The 14008-nt window shown below is 66.3% G+C and carries 11 protein-coding genes and 2 rRNA genes; 9 read left to right on the top strand and 4 right to left on the bottom strand.

What is annotated here, in order from left to right; genetic code table 11:
• Positions 1–462: 462 nt before the first annotated feature.
• The 5 genes from FHG54_RS13920 to pnuC all read left to right on the top strand — a co-directional run bounded on the left by FHG54_RS13920 (position 463) and on the right by pnuC (position 7112).
• Positions 463–3570: ribosomal RNA gene (locus tag FHG54_RS13920) — 23S ribosomal RNA — on the top strand.
• 220 nt (positions 3571–3790) lie between these two features.
• A 5S ribosomal RNA gene (rrf, locus tag FHG54_RS13915) occupies positions 3791–3907 on the top strand.
• 154 nt (positions 3908–4061) lie between these two features.
• Positions 4062–6005, top strand: coding sequence for a thioredoxin domain-containing protein (locus tag FHG54_RS13910; protein ID WP_139417805.1), 1944 nt, complete (start codon positions 4062–4064; stop codon positions 6003–6005).
• 4 nt (positions 6006–6009) lie between these two features.
• On the top strand, positions 6010–6432 hold the full coding sequence (locus tag FHG54_RS13905; protein ID WP_139417804.1) for a DUF3054 domain-containing protein: 423 nt from the start codon (positions 6010–6012) through the stop codon (positions 6430–6432).
• Positions 6429–7112, top strand: a complete 684-nt coding sequence (pnuC, locus tag FHG54_RS13900; RefSeq protein ID WP_139417803.1) for a nicotinamide riboside transporter PnuC — start codon at positions 6429–6431, stop codon at positions 7110–7112. Before FHG54_RS13905 ends, pnuC begins: the two co-directional genes overlap by 4 nt.
• Here pnuC and FHG54_RS13895 read toward each other — a convergent pair.
• Both FHG54_RS13895 and FHG54_RS13890 read right to left on the bottom strand, forming a co-directional pair.
• On the bottom strand, positions 7063–7392 hold the full coding sequence (locus FHG54_RS13895; protein WP_139417802.1) for a hypothetical protein: 330 nt from the start codon (positions 7390–7392) through the stop codon (positions 7063–7065). The genes pnuC and FHG54_RS13895 overlap by 50 nt on opposite strands.
• Before the next feature lie 126 nt (positions 7393–7518).
• A complete protein-coding gene (locus tag FHG54_RS13890) occupies positions 7519–7947 on the bottom strand; it encodes a DUF1761 domain-containing protein (RefSeq protein WP_139417801.1) in 429 nt (142 codons plus the stop codon).
• Between the two features lie 102 nt (positions 7948–8049).
• Here FHG54_RS13890 and FHG54_RS13885 point away from each other — a divergent pair, with 102 nt between their 5' ends.
• From FHG54_RS13885 to FHG54_RS13875, 3 genes are all read left to right on the top strand, one after another.
• Positions 8050–8985 carry a DnaJ domain-containing protein gene (locus tag FHG54_RS13885; protein ID WP_139417800.1) on the top strand — a complete coding sequence of 312 codons (936 nt, stop codon included), beginning with the start codon at positions 8050–8052 and terminating at the stop codon, positions 8983–8985.
• A 27-nt stretch (positions 8986–9012) separates the two neighbouring features.
• Positions 9013–10278, top strand: coding sequence for a M18 family aminopeptidase (locus FHG54_RS13880; RefSeq protein WP_139417799.1), 1266 nt, complete (start codon positions 9013–9015; stop codon positions 10276–10278).
• A gap of 147 nt (positions 10279–10425) precedes the next feature.
• Entirely contained in the window at positions 10426–10980 is a 555-nt protein-coding gene (locus FHG54_RS13875; RefSeq protein WP_139417798.1) for a rhodanese-like domain-containing protein, read from the top strand.
• Positions 10981–11046: 66 nt separating this feature from the next.
• Here FHG54_RS13875 and FHG54_RS13870 read toward each other — a convergent pair whose 3' ends face one another.
• Positions 11047–11541 (bottom strand): MarR family winged helix-turn-helix transcriptional regulator, encoded by a 495-nt coding sequence (locus FHG54_RS13870; RefSeq protein WP_139417797.1) that lies wholly within the window; start codon positions 11539–11541, stop codon positions 11047–11049.
• 119 nt (positions 11542–11660) lie between these two features.
• On the opposite strand from FHG54_RS13870, the gene FHG54_RS13865 reads away from it, so the two are divergent.
• Entirely contained in the window at positions 11661–12557 is an 897-nt protein-coding gene (locus tag FHG54_RS13865; RefSeq protein WP_139417796.1) for an SDR family NAD(P)-dependent oxidoreductase, read from the top strand.
• A gap of 12 nt (positions 12558–12569) precedes the next feature.
• On the opposite strand, the gene FHG54_RS13860 is transcribed toward FHG54_RS13865, so the two are convergent.
• Entirely contained in the window at positions 12570–13973 is a 1404-nt protein-coding gene (locus tag FHG54_RS13860; protein WP_139417795.1) for an L-serine ammonia-lyase, read from the bottom strand.
• Positions 13974–14008: the final 35 nt, after the last annotated feature.

Genomic DNA, 14008 nt, shown 5'->3' with positions numbered 1-14008 from the left:
CAGGCATGCCAGATCAGGCCGGCTCTGCTCATTCGGAGTATGAGATTGGGTCTGCTGGCAGCTCATGGGTGGAACATTGGACATGGGTGCTCGTCTGTCTGGTTCAGACTTAGTACGCCGCTTCCTTCGGGGGGTGGTTGGAAGGGTTGGGGCCGGCCGGTCGGGTACGTTGCACGCTGTTGGGTCCTGAGGGACCGGACGATTCCTGGACTTCGGTTCGGGGTGATGGTTTCTTACAGGCCTTCGCTGATGCCAGCTGTGTTGTTGGTGGGTGTGGGGGTTCTGGCCGTCTGTTGAGAACTACATAGTGGACGCGAGCATCTTAGAAGCAGCCCGTTTGGGCTGTTTCACAATAGGTGAGACGCCGATGGCATGCTTTCGGGTGTGTTGGTCGGCGTGTTCACTGGTCAATTTTTGCAGCATCGCCCTGTGGGTGGTGTTGCACGATTCGATCTCATGTGATTTCAAGTTTCTAAGAGCAAACGGTGGATGCCTTGGCATCTGGAGCCGAAGAAGGACGTCGTAATCTGCGATAAGCCTCGGGGAGCTGATAAACGAGCTGTGATCCGAGGATTTCCGAATGGGGAAACCCCGCCAGGCCCTTTGGGTGACCTGGTGACTCCCGCCTGAATATATAGGGCGGGTAGAGGGAACGTGGGGAAGTGAAACATCTCAGTACCCACAGGAAGAGAAAACAATAGTGATTCCGTCAGTAGTGGCGAGCGAACGCGGATCAGGCTAAACCGAGCCATGTGTGATACCCGGCAGGGGTTGCATGGTCGGGGTTGTGGGACCTTTCGGATTGTACTGCCGTGCAGTCACGGTGACGCGTCGGGTATAGACGAACCGCATTGAAAGGCGGACCGGAGTGGGTGTGAGTCCCGTAGTCGAAATGCCTGGCGGCCCGGAGAGGTATCCCAAGTAGCGCGGGGCCCGAGAAATCCCGCGTGAATCTGTCAGGACCACCTGATAAGCCTAAATACTCCCAGATGACCGATAGCGGACAAGTACCGTGAGGGAAAGGTGAAAAGTACCCCGGGAGGGGAGTGAAATAGTACCTGAAACCGTTTGCTTACAAACCGTTGGAGCCTCCTTGTTGGGGTGACAGCGTGCCTTTTGAAGAATGAGCCTGCGAGTTAGTGATCTGTGGCGAGGTTAACCCGTGTGGGGTAGCCGTAGCGAAAGCGAGTCTGAATAGGGCGATTCAGTCGCAGGTCCTAGACCCGAAGCGAAGTGATCTATCCATGGCCAGGTTGAAGCGCGTGTAAGAGCGCGTGGAGGACCGAACCCACTTCAGTTGAAAATGGAGGGGATGAGCTGTGGATAGGGGTGAAAGGCCAATCAAACTTCGTGATAGCTGGTTCTCTCCGAAATGCATTTAGGTGCAGCGTTGCGTGTTTCTTGCCGGAGGTAGAGCTACTGGATGGCCGATGGGCCTCAACAGGTTACTGACGTCAGCCAAACTCCGAATGCCGGTAAGTGAGAGCGCAGCAGTGAGACGGTGGGGGATAAGCTTCATCGTCGAGAGGGAAACAACCCAGACCACCAACTAAGGTCCCTAAGCGCGTGCTAAGTGGGAAAGGATGTGGAGTTGCACAGACAACCAGGAGGTTGGCTTAGAAGCAGCCACCCTTGAAAGAGTGCGTAATAGCTCACTGGTCAAGTGATTCCGCGCCGACAATGTAACGGGGCTCAAGCACGCCACCGAAGTTGTGGCATTGACATTTGTGGTAGGCCTTCGTGGTCCAGCCGTGTTGATGGGTAGGAGAGCGTCGTGTGGGCAGTGAAGCGGCGGAGTGATCCAGCCGTGGAGGCCACACGAGTGAGAATGCAGGCATGAGTAGCGAAAGACGGGTGAGAAACCCGTCCTCCGGAAGACCAAGGGTTCCAGGGTCAAGCTAATCTGCCCTGGGTAAGTCGGGACCTAAGGCGAGGCCGACAGGCGTAGTCGATGGACAACGGGTTGATATTCCCGTACCGGCGAAGAACCGCCCACATGAAATCAGGAGTGCTAAGCATCCCAAGACGCGTGGATCCCTTCGGGGACGATCGTGTGGCGGCATGCGACCCCATCTGGTGGAGTGAGCGTATTAACAGGTGTGACGCAGGAAGGTAGCCCAACCCGGGCGATGGTTGACCCGGGGCAAGCGTGTAGACCGGACCGTAGGCAAATCCGCGGTCCAGATGGTTGAGACGCGATGCGGATGAAAAGTGGGTGATCCTATGCTGCCGAGAAAAGCATCGACGCGAGGTTCCAGCCGCCCGTACCCCAAACCGACTCAGGTGGTCAGGTAGAGAATACCAAGGAGATCGAGAGAATCGTGGTTAAGGAACTCGGCAAAATGCCCCCGTAACTTCGGGAGAAGGGGGGCCTGAGGCGTGAACCAACTTGCTTGGGGAAGCGCTGCAGGGCCGCAGAGACCAGTGGGAAGCGACTGTTTACTAAAAACACAGGTCCGTGCGAAGTCGCAAGACGATGTATACGGACTGACGCCTGCCCGGTGCTGGAAGGTTAAGAGGACCGGTTAGCTCTTCGGAGCGAAGCTGAGAATTTAAGCCCCAGTAAACGGCGGTGGTAACTATAACCATCCTAAGGTAGCGAAATTCCTTGTCGGGTAAGTTCCGACCTGCACGAATGGCGTAACGACTTCCCAGCTGTCTCAACCGCGAACTCGGCGAAATTGCATTACGAGTAAAGATGCTCGTTACGCGCAGCAGGACGGAAAGACCCCGTGACCTTTACTACAGCTTGGTATTGGTGTTCGGTGTGGCTTGTGTAGGATAGGTGGGAGACTATGAAGCTGGCACGCTAGTGTCGGTGGAGTCATTGTTGAAATACCACTCTGGTCACTCTGGATATCTAACTTCGAACCGTGATCCGGTTCAGGGACAGTGCCTGGTGGGTAGTTTAACTGGGGCGGTTGCCTCCCAAAAAGTAACGGAGGCGCCCAAAGGTTCCCTCAACCTGGTTGGCAATCAGGTGGCGAGTGTAAGTGCACAAGGGAGCTTGACTGTGAGACTGACAGGTCGAGCAGGGACGAAAGTCGGGACTAGTGATCCGGCAGTGGCTTGTGGAAGCGCTGTCGCTCAACGGATAAAAGGTACCTCGGGGATAACAGGCTGATCTTGCCCAAGAGTCCATATCGACGGCATGGTTTGGCACCTCGATGTCGGCTCGTCGCATCCTGGGGCTGGAGTAGGTCCCAAGGGTTGGGCTGTTCGCCCATTAAAGCGGTACGCGAGCTGGGTTTAGAACGTCGTGAGACAGTTCGGTCCCTATCCGCTGCGCGCGTAGGAAATTTGAGAGGATCTGACCCTAGTACGAGAGGACCGGGTTGGACGAACCTCTGGTGTGCCAGTTGTTCCGCCAGGAGCACCGCTGGTTAGCTACGTTCGGGATGGATAACCGCTGAAAGCATCTAAGCGGGAAGCCGGCCTCGAGATGAGATTTCCATACCCTTCGGGGTGAGAGGCTCCCAGCCAGACGACTGGGTTGATAGGCCGGATGTGGAAGACAGGACTAACGACTGTCGCAGCTGACCGGTACTAATAAGCCGATAACTTGATAATCACTACACACACATGTTTGAACACATTTCATGTAAAGGCCGTGTGTGTGGCCAACGATCGCTCGCGTCCACTCTGTGGTTCCCTTCAGACGGAAACCCAACAACTCAACACTGAAACAACACCCGCACCACCCAACCCCCCACACACCCGGGGACGGCACGGTGCGGTCACCGAGACCACCAACCACCCCAACAACACCGGGGCCCGTTGGTTCTAGAGTTTCGGCGGCCATAGCGCGAGGGAAACGCCCGGACACATTCCGAACCCGGAAGCTAAGACTCGCAGCGCCGATGGTACTGCAGGGGGGACCCTGTGGGAGAGTAGGACACCGCCGGACATTATTTCGAAGAGAGCCGCCCAAGGTTGGGCGGCTCTCTTCGCTTCAGAGATGCCTCTCCGCCGTGAGTGCAGCATCTCAGCAGGCCGCCCCGTTCGGGCGGCCTTTTCGCGTTCCCGGCGCCGAGCAGACGGCGGTCACTAGTCTGAGGTACATGGGCAGTCGTCTCGCCGAAGCCATGAGCCCCTACCTGCGTGCGCACGCGTCGAACCCGGTCGGCTGGTACCCGTGGGGTGAGGAGGCGTTCGCCGCCGCACGCGACCGCGACGTGCCGATGCTCATCTCGATCGGCTACGCCACGTGCCACTGGTGCCACCTGATGGCGCGGGAGAGCTTCAGCGACCCGGCGGTCGCGGCGCTGCTCAACGACGGCTTCGTCGCGATCAAGGTCGACCGCGAGGAGCATCCTGACGTCGATGCGAGCTATCTCGCGGCGGCATCGGCGTTCACGCGCGAGCTGGGCTGGCCGCTCACGGTCTTCGCGACGCCAGACGGGCGGGCGTTCTACGCGGGCACGTACTTCCCTCCCCGGGCCCTGCGCGGCGGGCCGTCGTTCAGTGAGGTGCTCGCGGCCGTCGCCGAAGCGTGGCGTGAGCGCCGCCCTCAGCTCGACGAGACGGCGTCGGCGGTCGGTGAGGCACTGGCCGCGGCATCCGCTGCACCGACCGGCGGTGCGTTGCCGGGTGCCGATCTGCTGCAGGCCGCGGTTGGCGCGCTCAGCGCGCAGGAGGACCGAAGCCACGGCGGATTCGGCGGTGCGCCGAAGTTCCCGGTGGCTCCGGTGCTCGAGTTCCTCGTCGCGGCGGGGGAGCCCGGTCGATCGCTCGCCGCACGCACCATGCGGCTCATGGGCGCCTCGCCGCTCCGCGACCCGATCGACGGCGGCTTCTTCCGCTATGCCACGAAGGCGGACTGGACGGAGCCGCACTACGAGCGAATGCTGACCGACAACTCCCTCCTCCTGCGGGTCGCGACGGAGCTCAGCCGGACCGCCGACGAACACGCGACGGCGATCGCCGACGGGGTGGCGCGCTTCCTCGCCGGGCGGATGCAGCTGCCGGGAGGCGGCTTCGCGAGCGCCCAGGACTCCGAGAGTACGATCGACGGCGTGCGAAGCGAGGGCGGGTACTACCGTCAGCACGCCGAGGGGCGGGCGAGGCTGGCCCCGCCGTCGCTCGATGAGAAGGTCCTCACCGGCTGGAACGGTCTCGCGATCAGCGCGCTCGCACGGCACGGTTTCGTGCGCGATGCCGAGACGTCGCTCGCCGGCGCTCGCCGCGCCGCCGAGCTGCTGTTGGCCTCTCATGTGCGGCCGGACGGCGGTCTCGTGCGGGCATCGCTCGACGGCCGCGCATCGGGCGCCGTCGCGACTCTCGAAGACACCGGCATGTTCGCAGGCGGGTTGCTCGATCTCGCCGCGGCGACTGGTGAGCCGCGTTACGCGGTCGCCGCCAGGGCGCTCGTCGATGCTGCGATGGCGGCCGCGAACGAAGCCATCGACGAGGTCGCCGACGGCGACGGGCGGCTCCCGTTCGCAGCGCCCGGAGGAGGGGATCCCGTGCTGCGAGCCCGTGGTCTGGAACTGCCGGATGACCCGGCGGAGGGTGCGACCCCGTCAGGGCTCACGGCGTGTGCGGATGCCGCGTGGCGGCTGTACCTGCTGGGCGCGGGCGATGCCTACCTCGCCGCGGCGGTCGCCGCCATGGCCTCGGTGTCCGGCATCGCGTTGACGCGGCCGATCGCCTTCGGCGGCGCACTCGCACTCATGGCGAGGCTCGCGGCCCCGGTGGTGCAACTCGTGACCGTCGTTCCCGATCGTGACGCCGATGGTGACGCGGAAGTTCTCGTCGGCGACGCCGAGCGAGAGCTGATCTCGGCGACACGGGGGCACGAGGCATCCGTCGCCCTGATCGTCGACGAGCGGCAGGCGCGCGAGTTCGCCGAGGCGGGGTTCGCGTTGTTCGAGGGCCGCACGGCGCGCAGGGGCGAGGCCGTCGCCTACCGCTGCGAGGCGTTCGTCTGCGCGCTGCCGGTGGGCGAAGCGTCGATGCTCGGCGCGCTCGGGCCGCACGGCGCACCCCCTGGATCCGTACGATGAGAGCATGACGCAGTCCGCGAACGCCCGTGCCGGAACGATCGTGACAGCACTGCTGCTCGATGCGGTGCTCGTCATCGTCTTCGTGTCGATCGGTCGGCGAACCCATGCTGAGGGGATCGACTTCGCCGGCATCGCAGGCACGGCCTGGCCGTTCCTCGCAGCGCTGGTGTCAGGCTGGCTCGTCGCGCGAGCTTGGAGGCATCCGCTCGCCGTATGGCCGACCGGTGTCACGGTCTGGGCGGTGACGGTGCTCGGGGGCATGCTGCTGCGTGTCGTGAGCGGTCAGGGCACGCAGTTCGCCTTCATCATCGTCGCGACGTTGACGCTCGCCGCCTTCCTGCTGGGATGGCGACTCATCGCGCTGCTCGTGACCCGCCGTTCGCGTGCGCGAGCAGCGGTCGATGAAGCCCGAACCGATTCGTCATGAGCCCCATCGAGTGGCTCTTCGACGCACAGCTCGTGATCGGCGACCAGGTGGTTCTCTGGCGTGAGATCGTCGGCAACGTGTTCGGGCTCGCGAGCGCACTCGGCGGCCTCCGGCGCAAGGTCTGGGCGTGGCCGGTCGGCATCGTGGGCAACGCACTGCTCTTCACGGTGTTCATGGGCGCCCTCTTCGAGACGCCGAACCCGGTGAACCTTCTCGGCCAGGCCGGGCGGCAGCTCATGTTCATCGCCGTGTCGACCTACGGCTGGGTGCGCTGGTCGCAGCACCGGCAGGTGAGCGCCACGGCGGTCGAGCCGAGGTGGGCGAGCATGCGGGCGCGCATCCTGCTCGGCGCAGCACTCGTCGGCGGCACGCTCGTGCTGACGCCGGTCTTCCGCGCCCTCGGCTCGTTCGAACCGGTCTGGGCCGATGCCTGGATCTTCATGGGGTCACTGCTCGCCACCTGGGGCATGGCCAAGGGGTGGACCGAGTTCTGGCTGATCTGGGTCGCGGTCGACATCGTCGGCGTGCCGCTGCTCGTGAGTGCCGGGTACTACGCTTCGGCGCTGCTCTACGTGTTCTACGGCCTGTTCACGATCTTCGGATTCATCACCTGGATGCGCGTGCAACGCGTCACCAGCGCGACGGCACCCGGTCGAGCACCGACCACACCGCAGAGCTGAGCTCTGGGTGCTCGAGGGCGATCTCGCGCAGCAACTCGAACTCGAACTTCGCGATGTCGCCGCCGCGAGCGGCCGGGTGATAGGCGCGCGCACGAATCGTGCGCCAGCGTTCGGAGTGGAGGCGATCTTCACGGAGTGTGGCGACGACCTGCTCGTCGACGGAGGGCAGGTCGGGCAGGAACACCCACGGGTCCTCGCCGAGACGGCAGCGGAGCTCGATGAGCGCGGCGAGTTCGTCGCGTGCATCTTGCCGCAGTCGCTCGAGTGTCGTCTCTGTCATTCGCGCCTCCCCTCGCCTGTTCCGATCGTAATCAACGCTAAACGCACCGTGTGACCAACGGGTTACAGAGCGCAACCCGACGTGGACGCCAGATGACGAATCGATGACGTGCGAGTGCGCCCGGTCTCAGACGGTGCCGGCCGGCGGCCACACGCCGATGATGAGCGCCATCACGACCACGGTCACGAACTCGTGTGCGATGTTCAGGATGGTCAGGCCGGCCGGACGCCCCTCGAACACGTCGTGGGTGATGAAGCGCGCGGCGGTGAATCCGGCCCACAGCATGATGCCCGTCGTGACGGCAATCAGCAGGTAGCTGCCGCCGAGCGCCGTCCACGCGACCTGAGCCGCGATCGCGAGCACCCAGGCCGAGATGAAACTCACGATGAGCGTGGTGAGGATCGGGCCGACGGCCCCGCGCTCGCCGGAGTCGTCGACTTTCGCCACACGCATCCAGTAGTTGCCGAACACCTTCGGCGTGTACCAGATCGAGCCGACCGCCATGGTTGACAACGTGGCGACGGCGACCGCCCAATAGTTGATATCCACGAGCAACCCGGCCCTCCCGTAGCCCGTTCGGGCCCCGATGGTCGGCAGTCTAGACCCGTGCACAGGCGACCCGCGGTATTGTCGTGGTCGCACATCGAAAGCGAGCCCATGCCCGAAAGTCCGCTCTCCGCCTCCCCGTACGAGGTGCTCGGCGTCCCCTCTGATGCAGACGACGCGGCACTTCGCCTCGCCTACCGCCGGGCGCTCCGCAGCGCTCACCCCGACACCGGCGGCGACGTCGTGCGATTCCACGCCGTGCAGCTCGCCTGGGAACTCGTCGGCACCCCCGATGCACGGGCGCTCTTCGACCGTGGCGCCCGTGGCGGCGCTGCACCCGCGCCGAGCCACGAGGCGTGGGCCCCGGCAGCGCCGAGGCCGCGGCGCGACTCGCGTCCGCTCGCCCGCACCTATGGACACCCCGGCGGGTTGTCGCGCGAGCGGTACCTCGGGCTGATCCGTGAGTGGGCCGGTCGCGGGGTGAACCTCGAGGACCCGTACGACCCCGCCTTCGTGCGAAGTGCGCCCCGTGACATCCGTCACGTGCTCGCCAACGCGCTCGCCGAGGAGGCGAGCGCCCGTACGCTCTCGACGCTCGGCATCGCCTACACGGTCTGGCACGACGTGGCCACGGATGCCGCGGGTCGCGATCTGCCGCCGAAGCTCGACCACCTCGTGCTCGGCCCGACGGGGCTCTTCGCGATCCAGTCGGAAGACTGGGGCGGCATCGTCTCGATGAAGCGCGGCGAACTCGTCGGCGAATCGCTCAGCGGCGAGCGGCCGGTGCGTGCGCTCGCGGCCCGGGCCAAGGCCATCGGGCGTGCCGCCAAGGTCAAGGCGACCGCGCTCGTCATCGTCGTCCCCGACGAGCAGGCCGACGAACCCCTCGAACTCGGCGGCACCAATCGGGGTGCCGTCGTCGCACTCGTGCGGCGCTCACGTCTCGCGAGCGCCGTGCGCGACGGGCTTCCGGGGTCGCCGCATCTCGGCGGCACCGAGGTCATGGAGGTGCGATCGCGACTGCAGGCGGTCGTGCGGTTCGCGTAGCGACGACCGCGGGTGTTGGATAGGGGGATGCCCGTTACGCCCACCGACGCCTACATCGCCGACTTCGCCGACTTCGTCCGCGCCTCCCCGTCGTCGTACCACGCCGCCGCCGAGGTCGCCCGGCGCCTCCAGTCCGCCGGCTTCGAGCGGCTCGATGAACGTGACGAGTGGCCGGTCGGTGGCCGCCACGTGGTCGTGCGCGACGGTGCCGTCGTCGCCTGGGTCGCCCCGGCGACCGCCGATGCTGCGACACCGTTCCGGGTGCTCGGCGCCCACACCGACTCGCCGTCGTTCAAGCTGAAGCCGCGCCCGACCACGAGTTCAGAGGGGTTGCTGCAGGTGGGCGTCGAGGTCTACGGCGGGCCGCTCCTGAACTCGTGGCTCGATCGCGAACTCGAACTCGCCGGCCGCATCGTCACCGACGACGGTGCAACGCATCTCGTGCGCACCGGGCCCATGCTGCGCATTCCGCAGCTCGCGATCCACCTCGACCGCGAGGTCAACAAGGGTCTCACCCTCGACAAGCAGCGTCATGTGCAGCCGATCTGGGGTGCGGGCGGCTCAGGGGAGATCCTCGACGTGCTCGCGGCCTCGGCCGGGGTCGACGCCGAGCGCATCGTCGGACATGACGTGCTCGCCGCCGACACGCAGGCGCCGGCGCGGTTCGGACTCGGCGATGCCCTGTTCGCGTCGGGCCGCATGGACAACCTGAGCTCGGTCTACGCCGGACTCGTCGCCCTGCTCGAGGCGCCAAGCGACGCCGGCCACGTGAGCGTGCTCGCGGCATTCGATCACGAGGAGCTCGGCTCGGAGTCGCGATCGGGTGCGAGCGGCCCGTTCCTCGACGACGTGCTCGTGCGCATCGGCGCCGGGCTCGGTGCCGGCGACATCGAGCGTCGGCGTGCGTACGCGGCATCCTGGATCGTCTCCTCGGACGCAGGCCATGCGGTGCACCCGAACTATCCCGATCGACACGACCCGGTGAACCGTCCCGTGCTGGGCGGCGGCCCGCTCCTCAAGCTCAACGCCAACCAGCGTTATGCGAGCGACGCAGAAGGGGCGGCCTTGTGGGCCGCGGTGTGCCGACAGGCCGGGGTCGCCACGCAGCCGTTCGTCTCGAACAACTCGATCCCGTGCGGTTCGACGATCGGCCCGCTCTCGGCGACCCGACTCGGCATCCGCACGGTCGACGTCGGCGTGCCCCTGCTCTCGATGCACTCGGCGCGCGAGCTCGCACACGTCGACGACCTCGTCGCGCTCGGCGCCGCAGTCACCGCCTTCTTCGCGGGCTGAGCCCGAGCGTCATCCCGAGCGACGCCCATCGTCTCGCGGGACGACGTGTCGTCCGCCTGCGCCGACGGTGACCAGTGGCGGGATGTCGCGCCACGACGGCGTGATTTCTCCTGCCCTCGACCGCTGCCGGGTGACAGGGTGAAGAGCATGACCGAGACGACCACGACCCCGCCGCCGGCCGCAGCAACTGCACCCTCACCGGCACCCGCGCTCTTTGCGCACATCGCAGGCCGTGACGCGGCGATCGCGCACTTCCGGGGCCGACTCGGCTTCGAGTCCGACGTCTCGGACGTTGCCGCCGCGCTCGCCGGCTCGGAACCGCGGTCCGACCCCGGTTTCGTGCTCGTCGACACCCGTAGTGATGCCTCGTGGGCCCAGGGGCACGTGCCCGGCGCCCTGCACCTGCCGGGTCGGCGAATCGCGACCGAGGCCGCGTCGCGGATTGCTGCCGGCACGCCGGTCGTCGTCTACTGCTGGGGGCCCGGATGCAACGGGGCCACCCGTGCCGCGCTCGAGTTCGCATTGCTCGGCCACCCGGTCAAGGAGATGCTCGGCGGATTCGAGTACTGGGTACGCGAGGGGTTCGCCTACGACGCCGCCGGCGGGCCGGCGCAGCTTGCGGCAGACCCGCTCACCAACGTCGCCGAGTCGGGGCTCGGCGGGCGCGCGGTCGCCCACGGTGCCGTCAGCTGCGCCTGCTGACGAGGCGGGTGCCCGAATCGCGTCCGTGCGAAGACGTTCGGGCGGCTCTGGCGGCTCGGGCACGACTCACGTGACCGGTTCGATTGCGTTGTACCCCGGGTGCACGTCTGGCGCGAGACCGGCACTGTCGATCGCACGTTGGAGCAAGGTCGCCAACTTCTCGCGGTCTCGTTGGTCGAGCGCGCCGAGGAGGTCCTGATCGCACGCGTCCAGGACGGTTTCGACCCGGGGTAGGAGCTCGCGGGCCTCGGCGGTCAGATGGACTGCGTGCGCGCGTCGATCGTCGGGATGCCGTCTGCGCTCGACGAGCCCGCGGCGTTCGAGTTCGTCGATCATGCCCACCATGACGTTGCGATGGATCCGCAGCGTCGCGGACAGTTGCCGCTGTGACTGCCCATCGGTCGCTGCCAGCGCGCGCAGCACCCCGAACTGCCGGGCGCTGATGCCGATCGGTTCGAGACGTTTCGCGAACCGCTCGTCGGACCGGAAGCCCAACTGGGAGAGCAGGAAGGAGGGATGGTCTCGCAGGCTCTTGAGAGCAGCGGGCTTCGTCGTGGCCATACGGTGATAATACAGCGTCGGTATAGAACTCTTGAGTGATTATCACATGTGGTGCATACTTGACGAAGACACGGAAGACGACGAGACGGAAGACACTGAGCGGGCGGAGGCGAACGATCATGACGACGATCGGGCTCACGGGCGGCAGTTCAGGATTCGGTGCCATCTCTCTCGAGCGGTTCGCCAGCTCGGGGGCTCGGGTGTTCTCGGGTGCGCGTGCGCCGTCGGCCGATGCCATCCCCCTCGACCTGACACAACTGAGCTCGGTGCGCGCCTTCGCCGAGTGCGTGCGCGAGCGACTCGGCGAGTCGAAGCTCACCTCCCTGGTGCTGAATGCGGGGACGATCCGCGGCGACGATACGCACCGCACCGTCGACGGTTACGAGACGACCTTCGCCGCAAACCATCTCGCCCACTACCTGCTGCTGCGGCTGCTGATGCCGTCGCTCGGAGCAGGAGCCCGCATCGTGCTGACCACGAGCGGCACGCACGACCCCGAGAACCACGCCGGGTTGGTCGTGCCCCGCCATGCCTCGGCCGATCTGCTCGCCCACCCCGATCGCGACGACTTCCATGCAGCGTCGCCGCGGGAGGCGGGTGAGCACGCGTACACCGCCTCCAAACTGTGCGGCGTGCTCACGGTGCGTTCGTTGAATGCGCACCACGACATCCGGGCCCGGCATATCTCGGCGATCGCGTTCGATCCGGGACAGGTGTTCGGCACCGGGCTCGCACGAGGCCTCTCGATGCCCCGCCGCTTCGCCTGGTCTCTTCTCGGAACGCCGCTCGGAACCCCGCTGCGCACTTTCGTCCCCACGTTGAACTCGCGCGCGGCGGCCGGTGCGGCCTTGGCGAAGCTCGCGCTCGGCGCCGAACGTTGCCCGGGCGGCGCGTCCTATGCGGCGCTGCGCCGAGGCGAGATCATCTGGACCGACCCCTCGACGATGGGCCGAAACGACGATCTGGCCCGTGCGCTGTGGAACGACAGCGCACGCCTCGTCGGACTCCCGAACTGAACGGCAACCGGCTCAGCACTCGATGACGTTGACCGCGAGGCCGCCCTCGCTCGTCTCCTTGTACTTGTTCATCATGTCGATGCCCGTCTGCCGCATCGTCTCGATGACGGTGTCGAGGGAGACGACGTGGGTGCCGTCGCCGTGCAACGCGAGTCGGGCGGCGGAGACGGCAGTCGATGAGGCGATCGCGTTGCGTTCGATGCACGGCACCTGCACGAGCCCGCCGACGGGATCGCACGTGAGCCCGAGGTGGTGCTCCATCGCGATCTCGGCGGCGTTCTCGATCTGCCGCGGGGTGCCGCCGAGCACGGCGCAGAGCCCGCCGGCCGCCATCGCGCATGCAGAGCCGACCTCGGCCTGGCAGCCGCCCTCCGCGCCCGAGATCGAGGCGTTCTTCTTCACGAGCGAGGCGATCGCCGCGGCGGTCAGCAGGTAGCGGCGGATGCCGGCGGCATCCGCACCGGGTACGAACTTCAGGTAGTAGTGGCCGACGGCGGGGATGATGCCCGCTGCACCGTTCGTCGGCGCGGTGACGACCCGCCCGCCCGAGGCGTTCTCCTCGTTCACCGCGAGAGCGAAGGCGTGCAGCCACTCGGTCGAGGTGTCGCGGTGTTGAGCGGCGCTGGATTCTTCGGCGCTGTCGTCTTCGTCGCGGTCGTACTCGTCGAGGCGCTGTCGCACGAGCGGTGCGCGGCGCTTCACCCGGAGCCCGCCCGGCAGGGTGCCGCCGGTGGCGAGGCCGTTGGCGACGCACTCGGCCATCGCCGCCCAGATCGCGTCGAGCCCGTCGTCGATGCCCTGCTCGCCGTGCACGGCGACCTCGTTGTGCCGAGCGACGTCGCACAGCGAGACGCCGTGCTCTTCGCAGAGTGCGAGCAGCTCATCGGCGTTCGAATACGGCAGCGGATGCCGCAGCGCCTCGGCCTCGGACGCGGGTTCACCCTCGCGGCGGATGAAGCCCCCGCCGACCGAGTAGTACGTGTCTTCGGCGATGGGCAGCGGCCCGTCGCCCCAAGCCCGGAGCGTCAGCGCGTTGGGGTGGCCGGGCAGGCGGGTGCGGGGTTCGAGCGAGACGTCGCTGCGCAGCATCCGTATCGGGTGGGTACCGGCGATGCGCACTTCCGCCCCGTCGTCGCCGAGGCGGGACCACGCGCCGCGCACCTCGTCGGGGTCGCAGTCATGGGGTTCGAGGCCCGCGAGGCCCGCGATGACCGCATCGGGGGTGCCGTGCCCGAGGCCGGTGGCCCCGAGCGAGCCGTAGAGGGAGCACGCGATGCGGGTGACCCCATCGAGTGAGCCCTCACTCTCGAGTCGCTCGGCGAACGCACGCGCCGCCCGCATCGGGCCGACGGTGTGCGAACTCGATGGGCCGATCCCGATCGAGAACAGATCGAGGGTGGAGACGAACGCTGTCACCCGTCAAGGCTACGCCGAGCACCCGCGCACGTATC

Source organism: Agromyces laixinhei, assembly GCF_006337065.1.
Taxonomy (GTDB): Bacteria; Actinomycetota; Actinomycetes; order Actinomycetales; family Microbacteriaceae; genus Agromyces; species Agromyces laixinhei.
Note: the sequence above shows the minus strand (reverse complement) of the source record. Positions and strands in the feature narration are given on the sequence as shown.

Excerpts from the sequence above, each read along its gene's own strand:
- FHG54_RS13870 (WP_139417797.1), bottom strand. The coding sequence starts at position 11,541 with ATGGCCACGACGAAGCCCGCTGCTCTCAAGAGCCTGCGAGACCATCCC.
- pnuC (WP_139417803.1), top strand. The coding sequence starts at position 6,429 with ATGAGCCCCATCGAGTGGCTCTTCGACGCACAGCTCGTGATCGGCGAC.
- FHG54_RS13905 (WP_139417804.1), top strand. The coding sequence starts at position 6,010 with ATGACGCAGTCCGCGAACGCCCGTGCCGGAACGATCGTGACAGCACTG.
- FHG54_RS13865 (WP_139417796.1), top strand. The coding sequence starts at position 11,661 with ATGACGACGATCGGGCTCACGGGCGGCAGTTCAGGATTCGGTGCCATC.
- FHG54_RS13895 (WP_139417802.1), bottom strand. The coding sequence starts at position 7,392 with ATGACAGAGACGACACTCGAGCGACTGCGGCAAGATGCACGCGACGAA.
- FHG54_RS13880 (WP_139417799.1), top strand. The coding sequence starts at position 9,013 with ATGCCCGTTACGCCCACCGACGCCTACATCGCCGACTTCGCCGACTTC.
- FHG54_RS13875 (WP_139417798.1), top strand. The coding sequence starts at position 10,426 with ATGACCGAGACGACCACGACCCCGCCGCCGGCCGCAGCAACTGCACCC.
- FHG54_RS13910 (WP_139417805.1), top strand. The coding sequence starts at position 4,062 with ATGGGCAGTCGTCTCGCCGAAGCCATGAGCCCCTACCTGCGTGCGCAC.
- FHG54_RS13885 (WP_139417800.1), top strand. The coding sequence starts at position 8,050 with ATGCCCGAAAGTCCGCTCTCCGCCTCCCCGTACGAGGTGCTCGGCGTC.